This window comes from Parasedimentitalea psychrophila, from assembly GCF_030285785.1.
Taxonomy (GTDB): domain Bacteria; phylum Pseudomonadota; class Alphaproteobacteria; order Rhodobacterales; family Rhodobacteraceae; genus Parasedimentitalea; species Parasedimentitalea psychrophila.
The window spans coordinates 1,053,435-1,072,500 of the sequence record NZ_CP127247.1 but is presented as its reverse complement, the minus strand read 5'-3'; the positions used below and the strand labels follow the sequence as shown (position 1 = coordinate 1,072,500).

The 19,066-nt window shown below is 54.4% G+C and carries 12 protein-coding genes, 1 tRNA gene, 2 rRNA genes and 1 pseudogene (1 of these 16 running past the window's edge); 8 read left to right on the top strand and 8 right to left on the bottom strand.

What is annotated here, in order from left to right:
• The 4 genes and pseudogenes from QPJ95_RS05175 to QPJ95_RS05160 all read left to right on the top strand — a co-directional run.
• Positions 1 to 1,645 (top strand): 23S ribosomal RNA (locus QPJ95_RS05175); it begins 1,206 nt to the left of the window's first position.
• A gap of 273 nt (positions 1,646 to 1,918) precedes the next feature.
• Positions 1,919 to 2,033: ribosomal RNA gene (rrf, locus tag QPJ95_RS05170) — 5S ribosomal RNA — on the top strand.
• A 212-nt stretch (positions 2,034 to 2,245) separates the two neighbouring features.
• Positions 2,246 to 2,322, top strand: a tRNA-Met gene (locus tag QPJ95_RS05165).
• A 445-nt stretch (positions 2,323 to 2,767) separates the two neighbouring features.
• Positions 2,768 to 3,629, top strand: a pseudogene (locus QPJ95_RS05160) (integrase core domain-containing protein).
• Positions 3,630 to 3,669: 40 nt separating this feature from the next.
• On the opposite strand, the gene QPJ95_RS05155 reads toward QPJ95_RS05160, so the two are convergent.
• The 4 genes from QPJ95_RS05155 to QPJ95_RS05140 form a co-directional block, all read right to left on the bottom strand.
• Complete coding sequence (locus tag QPJ95_RS05155; RefSeq protein ID WP_270918576.1) at positions 3,670 to 4,353, bottom strand: hypothetical protein; 684 nt, start codon at positions 4,351 to 4,353, stop codon at positions 3,670 to 3,672.
• Between the two features lie 11 nt (positions 4,354 to 4,364).
• Entirely contained in the window at positions 4,365 to 5,396 is a 1,032-nt protein-coding gene (locus QPJ95_RS05150; protein WP_270918575.1) for a glycosyltransferase family 2 protein, read from the bottom strand.
• A gap of 226 nt (positions 5,397 to 5,622) precedes the next feature.
• Complete coding sequence (locus tag QPJ95_RS05145) at positions 5,623 to 6,558, bottom strand: glycosyltransferase (protein ID WP_270918574.1); 936 nt, start codon at positions 6,556 to 6,558, stop codon at positions 5,623 to 5,625.
• A 325-nt stretch (positions 6,559 to 6,883) separates the two neighbouring features.
• Positions 6,884 to 7,654: a tyrosine-type recombinase/integrase gene (locus QPJ95_RS05140; protein WP_270918573.1), complete on the bottom strand. Its 771-nt coding sequence runs from the start codon at positions 7,652 to 7,654 to the stop codon at positions 6,884 to 6,886.
• 551 nt (positions 7,655 to 8,205) lie between these two features.
• Between QPJ95_RS05140 and QPJ95_RS05135 the strand changes: the two genes are divergently transcribed.
• On the top strand, positions 8,206 to 8,631 hold the full coding sequence (locus QPJ95_RS05135) for a hypothetical protein (RefSeq protein ID WP_270918572.1): 426 nt from the start codon (positions 8,206 to 8,208) through the stop codon (positions 8,629 to 8,631).
• A gap of 311 nt (positions 8,632 to 8,942) precedes the next feature.
• Here the strand turns inward: QPJ95_RS05135 and QPJ95_RS05130 are convergent, their stop codons facing one another.
• The 3 genes from QPJ95_RS05130 to QPJ95_RS05120 form a co-directional block, all read right to left on the bottom strand.
• The gene (locus QPJ95_RS05130; RefSeq protein ID WP_270918571.1) at positions 8,943 to 9,830 is read right to left on the bottom strand and encodes an NAD(P)-dependent oxidoreductase; all 888 of its coding nucleotides are present in this window, start codon (positions 9,828 to 9,830) and stop codon (positions 8,943 to 8,945) included.
• 653 nt (positions 9,831 to 10,483) lie between these two features.
• A complete protein-coding gene (locus QPJ95_RS05125; protein ID WP_270918570.1) occupies positions 10,484 to 11,359 on the bottom strand; it encodes a hypothetical protein in 876 nt (291 codons plus the stop codon).
• Between the two features lie 38 nt (positions 11,360 to 11,397).
• The gene (locus QPJ95_RS05120; RefSeq protein WP_286018246.1) at positions 11,398 to 12,132 is read right to left on the bottom strand and encodes a hypothetical protein; all 735 of its coding nucleotides are present in this window, start codon (positions 12,130 to 12,132) and stop codon (positions 11,398 to 11,400) included.
• 279 nt (positions 12,133 to 12,411) lie between these two features.
• On the opposite strand from QPJ95_RS05120, the gene QPJ95_RS05115 reads away from it, so the two are divergent.
• Positions 12,412 to 14,313 (top strand): glycosyltransferase family 2 protein, encoded by a 1,902-nt coding sequence (locus tag QPJ95_RS05115; protein WP_270918568.1) that lies wholly within the window; start codon positions 12,412 to 12,414, stop codon positions 14,311 to 14,313.
• Between the two features lie 29 nt (positions 14,314 to 14,342).
• On the opposite strand, the gene QPJ95_RS05110 is transcribed toward QPJ95_RS05115, so the two are convergent.
• Positions 14,343 to 16,844, bottom strand: a complete 2,502-nt coding sequence (locus QPJ95_RS05110; protein ID WP_270918567.1) for an FkbM family methyltransferase — start codon at positions 16,842 to 16,844, stop codon at positions 14,343 to 14,345.
• Positions 16,845 to 17,006: 162 nt separating this feature from the next.
• On the opposite strand from QPJ95_RS05110, the gene QPJ95_RS05105 reads away from it, so the two are divergent.
• Together QPJ95_RS05105 and QPJ95_RS05100 are read left to right on the top strand one after the other, a co-directional pair.
• Positions 17,007 to 18,089 (top strand): glycosyltransferase family 61 protein, encoded by a 1,083-nt coding sequence (locus tag QPJ95_RS05105; RefSeq protein ID WP_270918566.1) that lies wholly within the window; start codon positions 17,007 to 17,009, stop codon positions 18,087 to 18,089.
• A complete protein-coding gene (locus tag QPJ95_RS05100; protein WP_270918565.1) occupies positions 18,086 to 19,057 on the top strand; it encodes a hypothetical protein in 972 nt (323 codons plus the stop codon). The genes QPJ95_RS05105 and QPJ95_RS05100 overlap by 4 nt, the downstream gene beginning before the upstream one ends.
• Positions 19,058 to 19,066 lie beyond the last annotated feature (9 nt).

Genomic DNA, 19,066 nt, shown 5'->3' with positions numbered 1-19,066 from the left:
AGGATGCACGTAAGTGCATGGTAGCAGAGCGTAGTGTGACATAGATCCTATCCTCTTTAGTGTCCTTCGGGGCATTTTGGAGGACCGGATCTTTCGATGAAGCCGGGGCGTAAGCCATCCGGTGGAGAGATCACTAGTGAGAATGATGACATGAGTAGCGACAAAGAGTGTGAGAGACACTCTCGCCGAAAATCCAAGGGTTCCTGCTTAAAGCTAATCTGAGCAGGGTAAGCCGACCCCTAAGGCGAGGCCGAAAGGCGTAGTCGATGGGAACCAGGTTAATATTCCTGGGCCAGGAAGTGGTGACGGATCTCAGAGGTAGTTCATCCTTATCGGATTGAATGGGCTGCTGAGAGGTCCCTGGAAATAGCCCTTCCATGAGATCGTACCCTAAACCGACACAGGTGGATAGGTAGAGAATACCAAGGCGCTTGAGAGAACTATGTTGAAGGAACTCGGCAAAATACCTCCGTAAGTTCGCGAGAAGGAGGCCCGGTTTCTACGCAAGTGGAAGCTGGGGGCACAAACCAGGGGGTGGCGACTGTTTATTAAAAACACAGGGCTCTGCGAAGTCGTAAGACGACGTATAGGGTCTGACGCCTGCCCGGTGCCTGAAGGTTAAAAGGAGGGGTGAGAGCTCTGAATTGAAGCCCAGGTAAACGGCGGCCGTAACTATAACGGTCCTAAGGTAGCGAAATTCCTTGTCGGGTAAGTTCCGACCTGCACGAATGGCGTAACGACTTCCCCGCTGTCTCCAACATAGACTCAGCGAAATTGAATTGCCTGTCAAGATGCAGGCTTCCCGCGGTTAGACGGAAAGACCCCGTGCACCTTTACTACAGCTTCACATTGGCATTAGGCCGAGCATGTGCAGGATAGGTGGTGGGCTTCGAAACCAAAACGCTAGTTTTGGTGGAGCCTCCCTTGAGATACCACCCTTGCTCTGCTTGATGTCTAACCGCGGTCCGTTATCCGGATCCGGGACCCTGTGTGGCGGGTAGTTTGACTGGGGCGGTCGCCTCCTAAAGCGTAACGGAGGCGCGCGAAGGTTGGCTCAGACCGGTCGGAAATCGGTCGTTGAGTGCAATGGCAGAAGCCAGCCTGACTGCGAGACTGACAAGTCGAGCAGAGACGAAAGTCGGTCATAGTGATCCGGTGGTCCCGAGTGGAAGGGCCATCGCTCAACGGATAAAAGGTACGCCGGGGATAACAGGCTGATACTGCCCAAGAGTCCATATCGACGGCAGTGTTTGGCACCTCGATGTCGGCTCATCTCATCCTGGGGCTGGAGCAGGTCCCAAGGGTACGGCTGTTCGCCGTTTAAAGAGGTACGTGAGCTGGGTTTAGAACGTCGTGAGACAGTTCGGTCCCTATCTGCCGTGGGTGTAGGATACTTGAGAGGAGTTGCCCCTAGTACGAGAGGACCGGGGTGAACGAACCACTGGTGGACCAGTTGTCGTGCCAACGGCAGTGCTGGGTAGCTATGTTCGGACAGGATAACCGCTGAAGGCATCTAAGCGGGAAGCCCCCCTCAAAACAAGGTATCCCTGAGGGCCGAGGTAGACCACCTCGTCGATAGGCCAGAGATGTAAGCGTGGTAACACGTTCAGTTGACTGGTACTAATTGCCCGATAGGCTTGATTTGATCCAGTAATAGACAGACTGTTAGCAATAACAAAAACTCTGTGAACGACAATCAAAGCATACATTCCAACCGTGTCTTAAGGTCGCCATAACTGGTGGCAAGACACGTATCAGACTATACAAGACTTGGACAAAACGGAGTGACTTGCCGTCGGCAAACACTCCGGAGTTGATGCAGGAACGCGCCTTTGCTTCGCAAAGACACTGTCTCCTGCTCGGCGCGCTTGCTCTGCAAGCTCGCCGTATATCTCTCCAAAGCGGGGATTTTCCTCGGTTTGGTGGTCATAGCGCAAGTGAAACACCCGGTCCCATCCCGAACCCGGAAGTTAAGCACTGTTGCGCCGATGGTACTGCATCTTAAGGTGTGGGAGAGTAGGGCACCGCCAAACCTAGAAAAATCCCCAACGATAAAACAAATAGAATACCTTCAGAACAATCAAAACCTCCTGAAGGATGACACGTCTCTCCGCAGACCGGTGAAGAGACAAACGGCCGAAAGCTACGATAGCAAGAGGCTAAGGTAGATGTTCGAAATCACCCTCGTGGTGAACAAACAAATACCAGGGCTCAAGTAGCGTAAGCGATAGCCCACTATAAGTGTCGCGGGATGGAGCAGCCCGGTAGCTCGTCAGGCTCATAACCTGAAGGTCGTAGGTTCAAATCCTACTCCCGCAACCAATATTACCAACAAATTACAACACGTTACACCCCGCTTCGGCGGGGTTGTTTGCGTTTAGGTTTCGCGTGCGGAAGCATGCGGAGCCAGTTCGAAGCGTGGCTACCGTGCAACAGGTGCAAACAGGCGGGTAAGGGGTTAACGGCCCATCAGCGGCCATTCGAACCGTATGCCGCGAACGGCAGCAGCGACTCCATGGCAACCCTTAGAAGCAGGAGTTCTTGTAGTAGCTTTGGGGGAATGCCGCGTATCCGAAACTTGATCCATTCACCCGTTTAGAGGTAACGAATTGTCGATTGGATCAAGCTCAGAACACAAGCTACTCCACTCATCATCAATAGACCGGTAATCCCCCTAAGATTATCGGTGTTCAAAAGTAGAATTTTCTCGGCAAGATATCTGAGGAGATTTTTGATGAAGACAGCACGATTGAGCGACGCATAAATTATGTCGATCTTGAAGCAGGCAGAGGGCGGTGTACCGGTGTCTGAGCTTTGCCGCGAGCATGGGATGAGCAGCGCCAGTTTTTCTAAATGGCGGGCTAAGTTCGGCGGCATGGATGCGTCACTTGTTGCAGGGATGAAAGGCTTGGCTGAACAGAACCGCTGGCATAAAAAATGTATGCTGAGATGAGCATGCAAAATGATCTGCTGAAGGAAGCACTGGGAAAAAAGCGTTAAGGCCATCTATTACCCGGCAGCTGAATGCACGCATTCACTGATAGGGCCTGCGTAAGGAACCTCTCGGTGAATATGCCGAATGACACTTGGTCGTTCACTGCCCGACAGGCTTTTGCGTAGCAAACGCCGTTAGGAGATTTCATGGCGGATCAACTGGCTGACGGCCGGTCCATCCGGACACTAAACGTCCTGGATGATTTCAATCGCGAAGGCTTGGGCATCGAAGTAGATTTTTCACTGCCAGCTGAGCGCGTTGTGCGCAGTTTGAACCAGATCATCGAAGGGCGGGGAAAGCCAAATACAATCCGAGTAGATAGTGGGCCCGAATATGTTAGCGGAACCCCAACGGCATGGGCTGCGAAGCAAGGTGTGAGGCTTGAATACATCCAGCCCGGAAACCCGCAACAGAACGCTTATATTGAGCGCTACAATCGCACGGTTCGCGCCTCTCAGCGATGCTTTGCATCGCCTGCCGGGCAATGGGCGAATGGCTCGGGCAATACATTTTCGAAACGATTGAGGAGGCGCAGGAACAAGCCACTGAATGGCTATGGACTTACAACAATGAACGACCCAACAAGGCTATCGGCGGGATCACCCCTGCCATGAAACTGAAAATGGCCGCGTAGTTCTATAAGCGGGCCCCATTAAAAATGGGGGGATTACCCACTAACGGCCTAAAATCTTACATATCCTAGAAGTCTGAACGGAATCATTCTTTAAAAGATTTGCGTAGATGCTGTTGCTTTGGCGTGTTTCCAATGGCCTTGTCCAACTTCGAGGGCGCATTGTTGTGACTAAGCCGACGTCTTGTTTCGAAGCTTCCTCGAGGAAGTTAAGATCGACCTGGTTGCGGTATGTCCAATTGCGACAATCAAATTTTAGATCTTTGACAAGGTGAACTGTGCCATTGGTCGCAAGCACATCAACTTTTCTCCACGGCCTGATCTGAGAGTGTCGCGACATGGTAACTTTTCTGTCACTTACATAGCTGCGAATATCTTTTTTAAACACGCTCCCATGAGTGCCAACCGCAACAGGTTTTGGGTGCAAAATGCACATTCGCGCGAGATGCCGCACGAAACTCTTGGGGTAAAGCATGTCGTCATCGGCGCTGACGTAAATCTGCGCATCATCATCCAGTGCAAGCCCAAGAAACTTGCCTTCAGCCTTCAGCCCACCGTGCTGCTGTCCGAATTGGCAAATGATCTTTGGATGTTTAGCAAAGGCTGGGATCGCTTCATATCCGTCCAGAGACAACCAAAGGCGATCGACCTGCGGCAGCAAAGAGGCAATTGCTAACGGAGACGTATGCGCGCGCGACGGTATTGTAGACATGCCAGCAACAATCATGATGCAGCCCCTTAAACCTTAAAGTCGAATAATTCTTCGGCAACGATTGTCGTTCGGGGTTCTGTCTTTGGGGCAGCTTCGTGTTGCGCAAGGGACTTCCTGAAGTGCGATTTAGCACGACGCTCTTCCATGGGCAGCAGGATCCTTCCCGTAAGTTTTGATCCCAGAACTTTGGATATATTTTTGTGGTACGAAGCAACGGCACTGCGTCTGTGACGACGGGTCCAGCCAAATCGCACTCTGTCACGCTCTGAACTTACTGACCAGTTCTTCTCAAAAGCGTTCAGTGATTGAACCACCTTTTCATCGCTCCAGCGAAACAAAAAATAGTGAAGATCATCGAGGCGGGCAATGGGGTCAAGTGCGCGATAGGTTACGTGCGCTGCTCTTGAAAATACGACCCGCCCGTTGTGCGCCTTTGCTTGCAGGGCAAAATCCATTTGTTCGCGTGTTATCAGGCGTTCATCTAACCCGCCGACAGCTTGCAGAAAGGACCTTTTGACCATCGCGCAATGAAACTCGCATACTTCGTTCGATACGGGCGCAAGTTCATCAATGCGATCTTTCACTTCAGGCCAATCTTGGTTCATCAGCCGATGTTTTTCTTTCAAAACCACGCTTGAGGAACTTTTTTCAGCAATGAGAGAGCCGCCAGCATGATGTATTCTTTTGGGTGTAGAAGGACCAATAAATATAAGCGGAGCAACGGCATCCGCTTGTTCCGCAACTGCGGTTTTTTCAAGCGCACTCAACCACCCAGCCTCATATGCGATATCGTTATCACAAAAGACCACATAGGCAGTCTTGGCAAGCTTCACCCCTCGGTTACGGGCCTCGTTTGGCGTGACAGGATACGGCAATGACACAAGGGTAAAGGGCCGCCGTTTCCGCAGTTCTTCGAGTTCGGCCCGAATATCAGGTGGGGTGGCCCCCTCGACGACAATGACTGGCTGATCCTTTGGAATGGTCAAAAACAGTGACTGCAAGGATTCTGGCAGCGAACTGAAACGTTCGCGTGGTGAGACGATAATAGTACTGAGCAAAACGGGCTTCACCTTCCGAAAAAATAGAAGCTCACTGCTATCCGAACAAGCTTGAGTATTCCATCCTTACAGGTGGTTTAACCGTTTTTCGAACAAGTATACTCATGAACATGTATCCGCTTTCGTTCACCGAAAACGGGGCATCACTACTCAGGAGTGAGTAACGAAGATTTGGGGGTCACAAAACCAGAAATGTCGGAGACGACTCTGGCTGGGAAAGCGCCTCCTAAGAGCCGTGGACATTTTTATAATGGCTGCTGCTGTATCCAAACACCGCTAAAATACGCCCCCAAGCAAAACCGAAAGCGCGCATTGCGAGAACAACGCTCCTGCCACGATCAAACAGGCCCGCAATGAGACGGGCCATCCCAAGAAGCAACTTGCTCACGACAAACAACAATGAAGAGACGAAGGGCCTTGAGGGCTGGCCTTGGGAAAACTTTATTATGTATGAAGAAATCGCCTGATCCCTCCCGCGCATAAAGTGATAGCCTAAAGTCAATCGACTTACTGGAATTTCTTCCATGACAACAGCATCAGGCACCCATCCTGTGCGTGCTTTTGCTTTCTTAGCGGCACGAAAAAATGCCGCATCCGACCCCCCAGAGTACCCCAAGCCTTCATCGAACTTTACTTTGTTTTGCCTCAGAAAATCCAATCTGCAAAGCCAGTTATTGGTCACAATGGTAACCTGATGGTCGGTGTTCGCGCGGCTTCGACGGCTGTTATTGCGCGCCATCCTATGCGCCCGCACCTCGCAACCGCGGAAAACCGTAGACTCAATTGTCGACAGCCTTCCATTCCTCAAGTTTTGATCAGGCGTGACCGGGCAAACAGGGCCGCCAACCAGGTCCAAACCGCGCGCTTCAATGGCCGCGTACAACTTTTCCATCCAGTCTTTTTTCGCGACCTCATCGTCATCGATAAACGCCAAAAAATCGGCACCGTTAACGAGAGCCCAATTGAGGGCGGCATTGCGCGCGAAGGGAATACCAAGCCTAGGTTCACATATCGCGACCGCTTTGAAGCCAGTGATTTGGCAAAACTCTTTGACCCTCCGGCCAACCGACAGCGATTCACCATTTTCCACAAAGCAAAACTGCAATTTGGTTCCAGGTGGCACACGTAACTTTTCCAGGCTCTTTAGCAGGGTGTCAAACATCAGCGGTCGCATTCGCGTTACCGCAGAAATTGTAATTGTCTTTTCCCGTCCAACCTCAAGCGACGTCGCTTGCCGATCCGGATCGACAGTCGGGCAGTGCTTCTCCTCTTTTCCCAACGTCTTTAACCCTCTGCAATACAGACTTTCGGCCTTGCCTTCGCGACGGCACAACGCTGGGATACTTTCTTCGCCCCGCATCCCCGACAACATAGTGTGTATACTTTTTTCATCTTCACTCCATCAAGTTTATGTTGAAACTGAAATTCCAGGTTACGCAAGAGAAGTGGCCGAATGCGGCGTTCACGCGGCTTTTTTCAACTCATTATCAGCGCTTTTCGGCTGCGCGGCGGACCGGATCATCCGCCAGATGTGCGTAACTCATGGTTGCCTGAATTTGGCTATGCCCCAAGAGTCGCCCAACCATCTGGATGGGCATGCCAGAGGAAACCGCGTTTGACGCATAGGTATGGCGTAGGTCGTGAATGCGTACATTGTCCAATTGCGCTCTCTTGCGAATACGCCGCCAAGGATGCTGTAAGTCGGTTATGTGCTGTCCCTCAATCCGCCCGACAATCACAAAAGGGTTGCTGCCGACTCGTGGCAGGGGGCTCAGGATGGCACGGGCAGCTTTTGGCAGGGGTATCCTGCGCGCGCCGGTTTTGCTGTCTGGTAGCTCCATGCCGTGATCGGTGATAAACTGCCATTGCAGGGTTTGGATTTCACCGAGTCGGCACCCCGTCAGAACGAGCAATCGAAAGGCGGCAATCACGTATAGTGTTTCTGACCCGTCTTGTGCCGCGTCGCCCAGCACTTGACCCAGTCGCGGCAATTCGTTTTGGCTCAGGTAACGCTCGCGTTTTACTTCCTTATATTTGGGCACATGGCGGCAGGGATTTGGCCCATCTGGTCTTAACCCCCATATCTCAGCCAAATTGAACATCTTGGACAACATGCCGAGGGTGCGGTTTGCCTGATAGGTCTTGGCACCGGATGGCATGACCAGCAGCCCAAACCCGGCTATCTGACTGTCCCAGACAAAGTAGACCTTGGTGTCAGATTGCAGCGCATCGACCACGCGTTTGGTTAGCTTTGCCATGTCGTTCTCCTTGCCCGTCTGGATCTTCGTGGAAGCAACTGGAAGCAAACCACGGGGTAAGGCGGAGAAGGTGGGCGCGTCTCGCGTTAATTGTAAACCAACAGATTCAATGCGATAGGGTGGGATGGCGTAAGTCGGAGAACTCTGTGCGACTCCGTGTAAGCTATCTCATAACCTGAAGGTCGCAGGTTCAAATCCTTCTCCCGCAACCATAAAATTCTACTAGAAACACAGACACTTAGCGCCACCTTCGGGTGGCCATCTGCGTTTGTGCTGGCCCGCGCAGTGCGACGCTGGTGCTGCACCGTGCAGCAAACAACAGCACCATGGAGGCAGGTCACCTCGGGCGGATCGCGGACCTTCTCGGCATGGCCCACAGGAGACCAGGTTGCGGACTTTGCCGCGTTCACTGTTACTGGCCCAACTGGCGCGAACGGCCCAGAGCCGCCGTTCATGACCACTTCGGTGAAAGGCCGGTCAGAGCCCTTGTAAGCCATTTGAGCGTAGTGCAGCATGTAAGTGAGAAACAAAGAATGGAGAGCTAAGTCTGGATGTTCATCTTATCGCTTCGAGGAAAATTTGGAATTTCAATCGCTTTATGGCTTCATGGTCTGGCGGCTTTGATGACTATCGTCCTTTTCGGTTCAACCGCGCTTGGTTTTCAGTTGACCGCACTGCTGATCTTTCTAGCCGGATCAGTATTTGTTTTACGCTACATGAACCAGAATAAGGAACGTCTCATATTTAATAGCCCAACAAATAGACAAGTTGCATACCCGTCGCTGCCAAAGATTGAGAAAGCTACGGCTTACCTCCAAGGAACAATATTCACCGCTTCCTGCCTCCCTTTAGTAGTCATTCGTCTTCTCGACGCCGACATGCCAGACATACCCACTGGGGTCATTGTTCCCGTCTTCTACGGCGGCACTCTAGCCTTTATTGGCATCCTTCAAAGCATTGTTCGCAGCCAGACTTAGCAATTCATTGCAAACTATTTTTGATGCTCTGGGCAGTGCCTTTTTGCTGTCACTTTGTCCGCAACTTGGCCATTGACGCTCATCGCAGCGAAGGTCCGGTATCCGCCCTTAGTGACGAAATGTGCAGGGTGCAGAAATCAGGCCACTTCCCTTTCCCCTCACGGTCACTAACGGCCCAATCCTGACCTTAGTGGACGGCGCAGCGAATGGCTGGAAAGAGCCCATATCACTTCGTAAAATAATCAAATCGCGGTTGTCACACCCATTTTTATACACGAAGTTCTTTGGTTTTTGATTCCCTCAAATTTCGATCATTTGTCTGACTGAACTCTCAATACATCAATAATTTTACTTTCTGCAGAATCCGCAAACCCTGCGTCAACCAAACGCTGGAAAAGTTCCTGCGCCACAGTACCGAGTAGGCTCGCCTGTCCAAGTTGCCCAGCAAAATCGACACCGTATCGTGTATCCTTGAGACGCCAGTTTGAACTGAAGACAACGTTGGTTTCATGATCGCCAGCCACCATAAGCTTACTGTTGTTGGCAACTTGTGGGCTGCCAGACCCTCCGGTTCCTAATGCTTCGGCAACCATATTCAGATCTAGGCCAGCGCGCTCGGCAACTAATAGCGCTTCAGCAGTTGCTGCAATCTGTATCGACCCCATCAAATTTACGACAAGTTTGTATGCCGTACCCGCACCAATTTCGCCAAAGTGAATTTGCTTTGAGGAAATCGGCCGCAAATAGTCTTGCGCCATAGAAATCACGGACTTGGAACCACCCAAGAACAGGGTAAGAGCTCCTGACAAGGCGGCTTCTGGCAGGCCTGTGACCGGGCAATCTATATATTGCAAACCTCTGTCAGCAACATTCCTGGACAACTCCATGACCCAGGAATGAGACAACGTAGAACACTCTATGATCAACGGCTTGTTTGAAGAGTTGGTGGCAGCCAGAGCGCCTTCGTCGCCCAGCCAAACAGCTTGGGATGCAATATCATCGCCAACCATCGCAAAAATTGCTTCCGCAGACTCTGCCGCCTCTCGTGCGGAGTTTTTTGCAATTGCACCTCGCCCGACTAGCGGCGCAAGTTTTGATTGGGTACGATTGTAGACTTGAACAGTATGGCCTGCCTCTAACAGTCGTAACGCCATTCCATTGCCCATATTACCTGCACCAAGAAATCCAATTTTTGCCACCTAAGTCCCCCACGATCTGCGTCGCTTCCAATTATGGAGCAGCACTGAAGTATTGAAAGGTAAAATCAGAGCAACATTCGAATTGTTATGCCGCTGTGCGGAGTAATTCAGCTTAGTCCGCACAGCGGTTGTTGGTGGTCGACGCAGCGAATGGCCGCAATCCGCCCTTTGTGCCGAATTTCTGCGGCAGCAGCATGGGATACACTGGGCTCGTTCCGGCCATAAGCTGCGACCCAAACGAAGATCCTGTGCGGATTGCTCCTGCACTGCAAGAGTTTTTCGGAGATTATCGCAGCGTTTGTCAGTACCGTCGCGTGTCCGGCCTGTTTGTGCAGCCCTTTCAAGACACTGCATGCCCTCCCTCTTGGCGATGCAAGCATCGCCTGCCGGGCAACGGGACGGAGCTCGACCGCCCATTCAAACGATGATCAGGTTCATTCATTGCCTGACAGGGCATGTTTCCCTGCCCGAGATCGAACGGGTCCTTGAAGAAAGCCTCAGCGTCTATGGCCTGCGGAAGCTCTGGCCTCAGAGGTGCAGGGAAGGCTTTGACATTGCGCGTGGCAGCGTCGCCCGGCTGATGACGGATATCGGCGGTGTCTGAGGCCTCCCGGGACGGCAGACCTGCGGCTCAGGCGATGTGAAACGGGACGCTACTTGGCGGTTGTTTCAGCCGTGTCTTCGCTGGCCAGTCGGCGGAGGAATTTTTCCCCGGTGTGCGTCTGGAGATAGTTGCGGGCGGTTTTCATATGGCCGACATCTTTTAGGTTTTGGGTATTTCGATAGTGTATCGTGTAAATTGTCCGGTCGTCAGGCAGCGGTTTCTTTTTGAGTTTACCCCCCAGAATGAAATGCTGTTCCTCGGGCAGAATATTCCAGTCCAGACCGGCGCGACGGATGGCGGCCGGCAGGGTCATCTGATCAAGATAGGGGCGTTTCTTCCCTAGGCCGTCAATTTTATCAACCATCTGGGCCGTCTGGTACCAGATATCCGGAAACCGGCCATTGCCAGTGTCTTTTTCAGGGAAGACCACCAGCCCACTGCTGAAATAGGGGATGACCGGACCTTTGCTGCGGCGCATAAGATTGTAACGCTCCGTCGGGATCGGCACATCCAGGGCGCCGTAAATATCGTCCCAAACCGATTGTTCAGCCCATAGCATCGAGGCGGCCATCGAACAGGAGACGTGACCTGGCACCACCAGGTTTTCTGGTGTGTTGTCGCTGAGAAACAGCACGTCAGAGTCGACAAACATCGAATAGTCACTGCCGCGGTTCTCCAGACAGGCCAGAATTTTGTTGCCATGCGGGTAGGCAGGCTCAAACCGGTCTTTGGTGGAAAAGGTACGAATTTCGGCGCCCATCAGTTCATGCGCCCTGTGAACTGCAGGGTGCAGCTCGTGGTAGCGGTGCTCAGGGCAATAGCCGATGGCCTTAACACTGCCTGGAAAATGCGACCGTATCGACGCCAATAGATAGCAGGCCAGAACTTCGTATTCCGGCGGCTCCACTATATAAAAAATAGTCAAATTCTGGGCGTCAGGCACGTCTATCCCCCTGTCCATTCCTACTTGAGAGCCAATTTGGGGTCGATGCCAATTTGACGGCACATACGGTCGGCATAAGAGCCTTCCAGCGGCGCGTTCTTGCGCCACCAGGGTTTGGTGCCGTTGGTGTAGAGATGCACTGACAGGGTGTTTTCGGTGAAATGGCCTTCGACGCGGCCATGGGGGTCATAGAAAACATCATTGAGCTGAAACGGCACTGGATACAGAACATCCGGCGACAGGGCTCTTTCATAATCCCCGGTCTGCTGGGCGAAATAGGTAAAGGCCTGCGGGCCAAACGCGGTCCGCTCGGCCTTGTAAATCCGCACCGGCAGCGGGTCCGAGGCGTTCCGTTCCAGTTTTCTCTTTTGGTTCTTGTTGAACCAGGGCGGCGCGTCAGGCAGGTTTTCATAATAATCCAGCAGGCTATCGATCAAATCGCCCTGGGCCGGAATAGACACCACCCCGCAGTTCAGCGCGCCGCGAAACCCATGGCCGGCAAAGATGTAGTCCATGTCATCGGGAAACGGCCTGTGGCAATAGGCATCGCAGTCGATCCAGATTGCTTCTGTTTTCTTGATCATCTTATAGCGGAAAACATTCGACAAAAACGACGCACTGGTCTGATCGACGACGCTCATGTCGATGTCCATGATCTCGGATGCGGGGCGAATTTCGACGCCTTCGGGCGCGTTTTTAACGTCATCGGTGCAGTATAGGGTGGTGGGGTGCCCGGCCAAGATATGAGACTTCAAACAAAGCTGATTCAAATAATGAAGGGACTCGCCGATCCAAAGCGAAGCCACGGGTCGCCGGTTCAGATTTGTCATGCTAATCTCCGCTTTTGATCGCAGCGTCGCGTCGCGCAATCTTTAATGTAATTGACCCGCAAGATGGTCTACTCGCCCGGCTCTGTCCAGAGACTTATCAGGGCCAAAAACTGATTTTCCTGTTATTGTGACCCGGTTTGTGACAGGGTTCCGCAGGGCAGATGAACCCATGGCGAGCCAAATGTCGGGTAGAGCAGTAGTGATATGAGTAACGTAAAGACGGCGCAGAACCGCAACGCGGGCTCTGTGGTCAGCAAAGATTTTAACACGGTTGATTTCCCGCTGAAACAGAACCTAAGCCCACATGGGCGGGTGACGGCTGTTTCCATGATGAAGGACGAAGGCCCCTTTGTTCTGGAGTGGATCGCCCATCATTTGGCCATTGGCTTTACCGATCTGGTTGTCTTTACCAATGACTGCTCGGATGGAACCGACGATATGCTGTTCCGGCTGGAACAGCTGGGCCTGGCGCATCACCGTCGCAATGTCATAGCCGAGGGTATCCGACCGCAGCCTTCGGCGCTGAAACATGCGCAGGCCGATCCATTGGTGCAGGCCAGCGACTGGTTGCTGGTGTTCGATGCCGATGAATTTCTGTGTATCCGCCACGGCGACGGCTCGCTCGACGGGATGATATCATCGGCCAAAGAGGTCGGGGCCAATGGCATTGTCATCACCTGGCGCACCTATGGCTCCAGCGGTGTGCATCACTGGTCGCGCGCACCAGTGACCGAGCAATACCAGCATGCGGCGCCAACCACCTGGAACAAGGGCTGGGGGGTGAAGACGCTGTTCGCCTTTGACCCGGACTACTGGAAACTGGGCATTCACCGGCCCAAGATCAAAAACAAACACCTGAAAACCGGCTTTCCTGAAACGGTCAAATGGCTGAACGGCTCTGGCCAGCCGATGGAGGAGTATTTCAAGTTCCGCGGCTGGCGCTCCATCGTGCGGACCGTTGGCTATGACTGGACGCAGATGAACCACTATGCGGTCAAATCCATCGACAGCTATGCCATCCGAAAGTTTCGCGGCAACGTGAACCTGAAAAAGGACAAGTATAACTCTGACTACTGGGCGCTGCAGGATCGCAACGAGGTCCATGATGACAGCACCCTGCGCTATAGCGCGCGCCGCGATGAGATTATCGAAATCCTGCTGAGCGATCAGGTGCTCCGGAATCTGCATTTCCATGCGGTTGAGCGGGCTGAGGCCCGGCTGGCCGAGTTCAAGGGTACAGATGCCTACGCCGAACTTGTTGCTGGCCTGCAAGAGGCTGCAAAGGTTCCGATTTCCGAGGTGGTGGCCAAGCCGCCAAAGCCCCGCGATCCGGCCAAGATCGCCGCCCTGATGTCAGAGGTCGAAAAACAGGCGACCGATGAGGCTAAACAGGAGCGTCGCCGCAAGATGCAGTCTGACTGGACCCGGGCCAGCGACCTATATGTTGGCGATCCGGTCCATGCGCAGGATGCGCCGCCCGCCGAGATGTTCGAGAACAAGACCCTGAGCATCCCGGCTGACCCGCGGATCTTCAGCCCTTCGGCGCTGCAGCAGATCACCGATGGCAAGTTTGAACGCAACCTGGCCCGCCGGGTGCTCAAGCGTCTCAATCCCGGGGAGACCTATCTGGATGTGGGGGCCGGGGTCGGCTTTCTGGCCGGTGTGATCGCCAAAGAGCGGCCCGCAGTCACGGTTGTCGCCCATGAGGCCTGCCCGGAGCTGGCTGCAATGGCGCTGAGCCTGTGGCGGCTGAATGGGCTGACGCAGGGGCCGCAACTGTCGCTCACCTCGGCGCCTTTGGTGCAACCCAAAGACGGGTCGGATTGCGCATCGGGCCTCGGTGATCTGCTGGCCCAGACCTGTTGCGATATTCTGGCTGTCAACGACCCAGGCCTGACCGCGCAGATGCTGGCCAGCGCCGTGCAGGCCATGGCCAACACCCCGCCCAAGGCCATTGTGCTGGGTGTTCGCGCCCTGAAGGGGCAAATGGACGAGACCCAGGTGATCAGCCTTCTGGCCGGTTGTGGCTATGATCCCCTTACTGACAACCCGCTGACTTCAGCCTTGCTTCTGGTGCGCAATCCGCCGGCCTCGCCGTCAGGATAAAACAAGCGATATCAAACCGGTTTGATCTGCTATTGACGGCCAATCTTCGGCAGGCCCAGAAGGCCGGAAATCGACTCTACTGGCACCTGTATGGCACCGTCGCGGATGCCGATGAGATCGTCACCAAACCGCGTCACACTGAGTCCCGCCCGGTTTAGCCGCTCCGCAATATCGGCCTCAAGTTTCACATCCGGCCCGTTGCATTCGACAATCGCCATCTTGAAGCCCATCGCCGCAGGGTCGAAACTGTCCAGCACCTGAATCTCGTGACCTTCCACGTCAATCACCAGGATATCCGCCTCGGCCACAGCCGCCTCGCGCAAGACATCATCAAGCCGCCGAACCGGCACCGTGGTGACCGCAATATCATCGTCCTGAATTTCCGTTTTCTTCCGGCGGTGGCCCCGTCGCAAGGCATCAACCATACGGTCCCGGTTCAGCGACGCACAGCCCCGCAAACCATGCGGATACCGGTCCCTGGCGGCTTCATTGAGATGGAATAGATTCATCTCTCCCGGTTCGGTTGAAACTGCGACATTGAACAATTTCAGTCCGGGTCGTTCCCTGTGCAAGGCAGACAGTTCGGAAAAATATATAGGGTGGGGCTCGACCATGACGCCCTGCCAGCCATCGCGGGACAGATAGGGGAAAACCGGGTCGGCCATCTTGCCGTCATTCGCGCCGACTTGAATAAGGGTGGCGGGCTTGGTGCAGCTTTTGGCAAAGGCCTCAAGAATAAAGGTTTTCATCGCGGCCCGCATCTTGCGGTCGGACTGGCCCGACGAGGAGGCTGCGGATTTGCCCTTTGGTGCCGCTCCGGCGATGCTGCCTGCGCCCTTAGGATCGCTGAGATTCATTTTTGTTCCAATGGTCTTCTGGGCTGCCACAAAGGTGGAATGTGCCTTGGCGGCTTCGAAATAATAGGCCTGTTCAGCCTCGTCGATGGTATCGTTGAACAGCCAGGGCCGATGAATGGCCACAAAGCCCTCGCGGCCGACCCGAATGGCTGGGATCTTTGCCTGCCTAAGCCCAAAGTCATTAAACCGGCGCGCATCACCGTCCTGCGGGACATAGAGGAAGAACGTGGTGTCGGTGGTGGCGCGGAATACGCCGTCTTCTACCGCCTGGGTCCAGTATTTTTTCTCGACCTGGCCAACCGTGCGCGTGTTATAGGTGACGCGGTCCAGATCAATGATCTCAGGATCAAGGCTCAGGGCCAGGCCAACCTTGCGAAAGCCATGGCGGCGCCCGGCTGAGAGCATGACTTTCAGCATATCCGCCGCGGGGGCTTGCGGCAGGGCCAGGTCCGGGTCGGTAAAGATAAAGCCGGAATCGGTGTCCGGGTCTTTGGCAGCTTCGGCCAATGCGCGGCGCGGCCCCATGTTTTCGGGCAGCTGAACGGGCTTTGCCGTGGCGCGCAGCAGGTCACTGTCCAGATAGTCGAGCAGCGCCGGGAACTCGGACTGATTGTCCAGCACCGTGACATTTTCAAACCCATGTTTTGCAAACCATTCAACGGTATCGCGAAGATAGGTCAGCTGGTTGTAGGAGTTTATGAAAACTGGGATGCTCCGGCGAATGGCGGCTTCCTCCAGCCCGGGATCCGCAAAGCGATCTGTCACCGGGGGCGCAGGTTTGGCCTTGGCAGGGGCGGTCAATTTCTTGCGGAGGCGGCGGGCAAACCGGTGGTCATGCTGTTGCGACAGGATGTCGCAGGCGCGGCGGGTAAGAGGACTGTCGCCCCGCGCCGCGACCGCTGCCAGAAACGGGCGCGCCCAATGCTCGTTTTGACGTTTGTTCCGCATCAGGCGAAAGAAGGTGGCATCCAGCTCTCCGGTTGCCGGGTAGCTTGTCAGTAAATGGTCCAGCGCGTCGGCCTTGACGATCACCCGGATCAGCGTGTGGCCGGCAAAGGGAATGCGAACCTGGGTCAGCGACGGGCTTTGCAGGCGCTCTGCATGCAACCTGTCTTCCTGAATTCTGGGATCGAAAAACACATGCCCGGACGCGATCGCCCCGACATGTTCGGCGGCATCCAGATACTCGGGGCTTTGCCAGTCGAATTTGCGGTGGGGGTAGGGGTATCTACTCTCAAACGGTGCGATGTCCCGATTGAGAGTAGACTGAGGGCTGAATGCCAGAACCCGTGCACTTGGCACCAGCCCCGCAAAGCTCAGCGCCGCAAAGCCGCCCATGGAGGTTCCGGTAAACACGATGTGTTTGAAGCGATCGAAAAATCCACTGGCCTGAAGACCTGATATCTGTTCCGGCGGCTCTGAGGTGCGATACCAGTCTTTATGATGCGACTGCACACCCAGAATACTATAGCCCAAGGCCTTGGCTCGCGGGCCAAGCCAGGGCCCCCATGGCGGCGTCTCGGGTCTTTCATTGATTGAAGCCAGGTTGTCGAACGTAACCAGCAGTGTCTCCGACCGCAGTTCGGCAACAAGGTCGCAGTTTGTTCCTTTCAACCAGAAGTTTCCGGCCTTTGCGGCCTGCGAAATGCTGTTGGTCTCAAATAACGCAGTCATGTCTGCTACCTTTTCTGCCCGGCCTCAGTTTTTTTGGCAGGCTTTTATAGGGTGTGCTCAATTTTGCACAGGCCTGCGCCCATAGTTTACTTTCAATCGCGCCATCAGTAAAATCCTTTTGAAGACGTTCGCGGTATACGTGTATTGAGGGCAGAATAACATATGAAAATTCATTCTATCGGCGGTCTGTCGGATACCTATGAGCGCCTGGATGATGCGGTTATTTCGCCTTTGGACGCAGACGACCGCTGTGGCGTGCTGCGGCAGGACGGCTCCTTTTGTGAGTTTTCCCGTGGCATCAAAGGCCCGCGCCGGGGAACCGACGTGCCGCTGCCGGTGACAGGCGATATCCCGCATCTTGCCGGTCGCCATTTGTTCGGCGGCTGGATACGCCCCCATTTTGGGCACTTCCTATTGGAGTCCACCCCCCGACTATGGGCCTTTGACGAGCTGTCAGACAGTATTGACAGCGTGGTCTACATTCCGTTCCGGGGCGGCGCCCGTAAGGCGCGGGATCGCTATAAACCATTTCTGGACATCTTTTCCGGTGGCAAACCGATAAACATCGTCGCAAAGCCGGTGCGGGTGGAGCATTTGATCGTGCCCGACCCCGGCTTTGGTCACGGCCCCCGGATTACCGGATCGCCGCGCTATCGCGACTTTTCCCGGGCGCAGGTCAAATCGGCGGTCACCCCAAACGGATCAGAGCGCCTGTATATCTCGCGGACGCAATTGTGGGACAAGCGCGGCGGTGTGTTTGGCGAAGAGCAGATAGAATCCCTGTTGGAGGCTGAGGGGTATTCGATTTTCTACCCGGAGCTGTTCACCGCCAAAGAACAGCTTGCCCGCTATAGCGCCGCGCGTGAAATCGTATGTCTGGACGGTTCGGCGCTGCATATGGCCGCGTATGCTATTCAGTCGGGAACCCGGATCGGGATGATATTTCGCCGCCGTGCGGGGCTGCTTGCCGGCCTTGTTCGCCAGCTCGAGACATTTGCGGATGCCAAGGTGACCTGCTTTGATGCGCTGCGCAACAGCTGGGTGGACGAAGACGCCCGGCGGGTGGACTTCCGGTCCATCGGAGAGCTTGATCTGCCCAAATTGCAGGCACAACTATATGAGGCGGGCTTTATTGGCCGTCGCCCCACAGTTCCGGATCTGACAACGGCGGAAATCAATGTGCTCATTGCCAACATGAAACGTGGCCCGATGAGGCCAGTGGCACTTGATCCGGTTGCACAATGACTGAAATCATCCTGCACATAGGCACCCCGAAAACCGGCACCACGGCGATCCAATCGGCAATTGTTGCCAACAGCGATGCCTTGCAGGCGGCGGATATCTGGTTTGTTGAATCCGGGCGGCACCGGGCGGCCCATAACGATCTTGCCAACAGCATTCGCCGCAAAGGCGGCGATCACAATTTCAACGAGGCCCTTCAACAGGAAATCGCAGCACAGGCGGCAAAACGACCGAACGGAAAAATCCTGCTGTCCAGCGAGATTTTTTCGCTGATAGAGGCATCCAAAATTCGCGCTGCCCTGCCGTTCCTGTCAGACTACCCTTTGAAAATCATCGTCTATCTTCGTCGGCAAGACCGATATGCCGAAGCGTTCTTCAAACAGAGGATCAAAAACGGCCGCAACGTCATGCCGTTTGATCAGTTCCTGACCAGCCGTCTGGGACGCTCGATCACCGATTACAACCGGCTGCTGGATGGCTGGGCTGACTGTTTTCCACAGGCCGAAATCATGCCGCGCCTGTACCAGCGCGATCGCTTTGTGAACGGTGACATCATGGCGGATTTTGCCGCTCTGCTGGGGCTTGAACCGGGGCATCTTGTGGCCAGCGCGGCAGAGCGGAATATCTCGCCCAGCAAGGATGTTATCGACGTTCTGCTGGCGCTGTCGCCACATTTGGACGGCCGCCAGTTGCGCAGCATCTACCGCGCCCTGAAACCCTTGCAGCTTGACGGGTTCACGGGCTCTGGTGATCTGTTCACCCGCCAAACCCGGCAGGACTATCTGGATCAGTTTCTGGCGGCAAACGACCAGTTGCAGAAGGCATATTTCCCCAACGACGGGCCGCTCTTTAGTCCCGATGATCCAAACCGGGATAAACCACTCACGTCCGGGTTCTCGCCGGTCCAGCAAACCCTGCTGGCCGCAGCGCTGAACGAGGCATTCAAGCTTCATCAGAAAACGACGGACTAAGGTATTTTC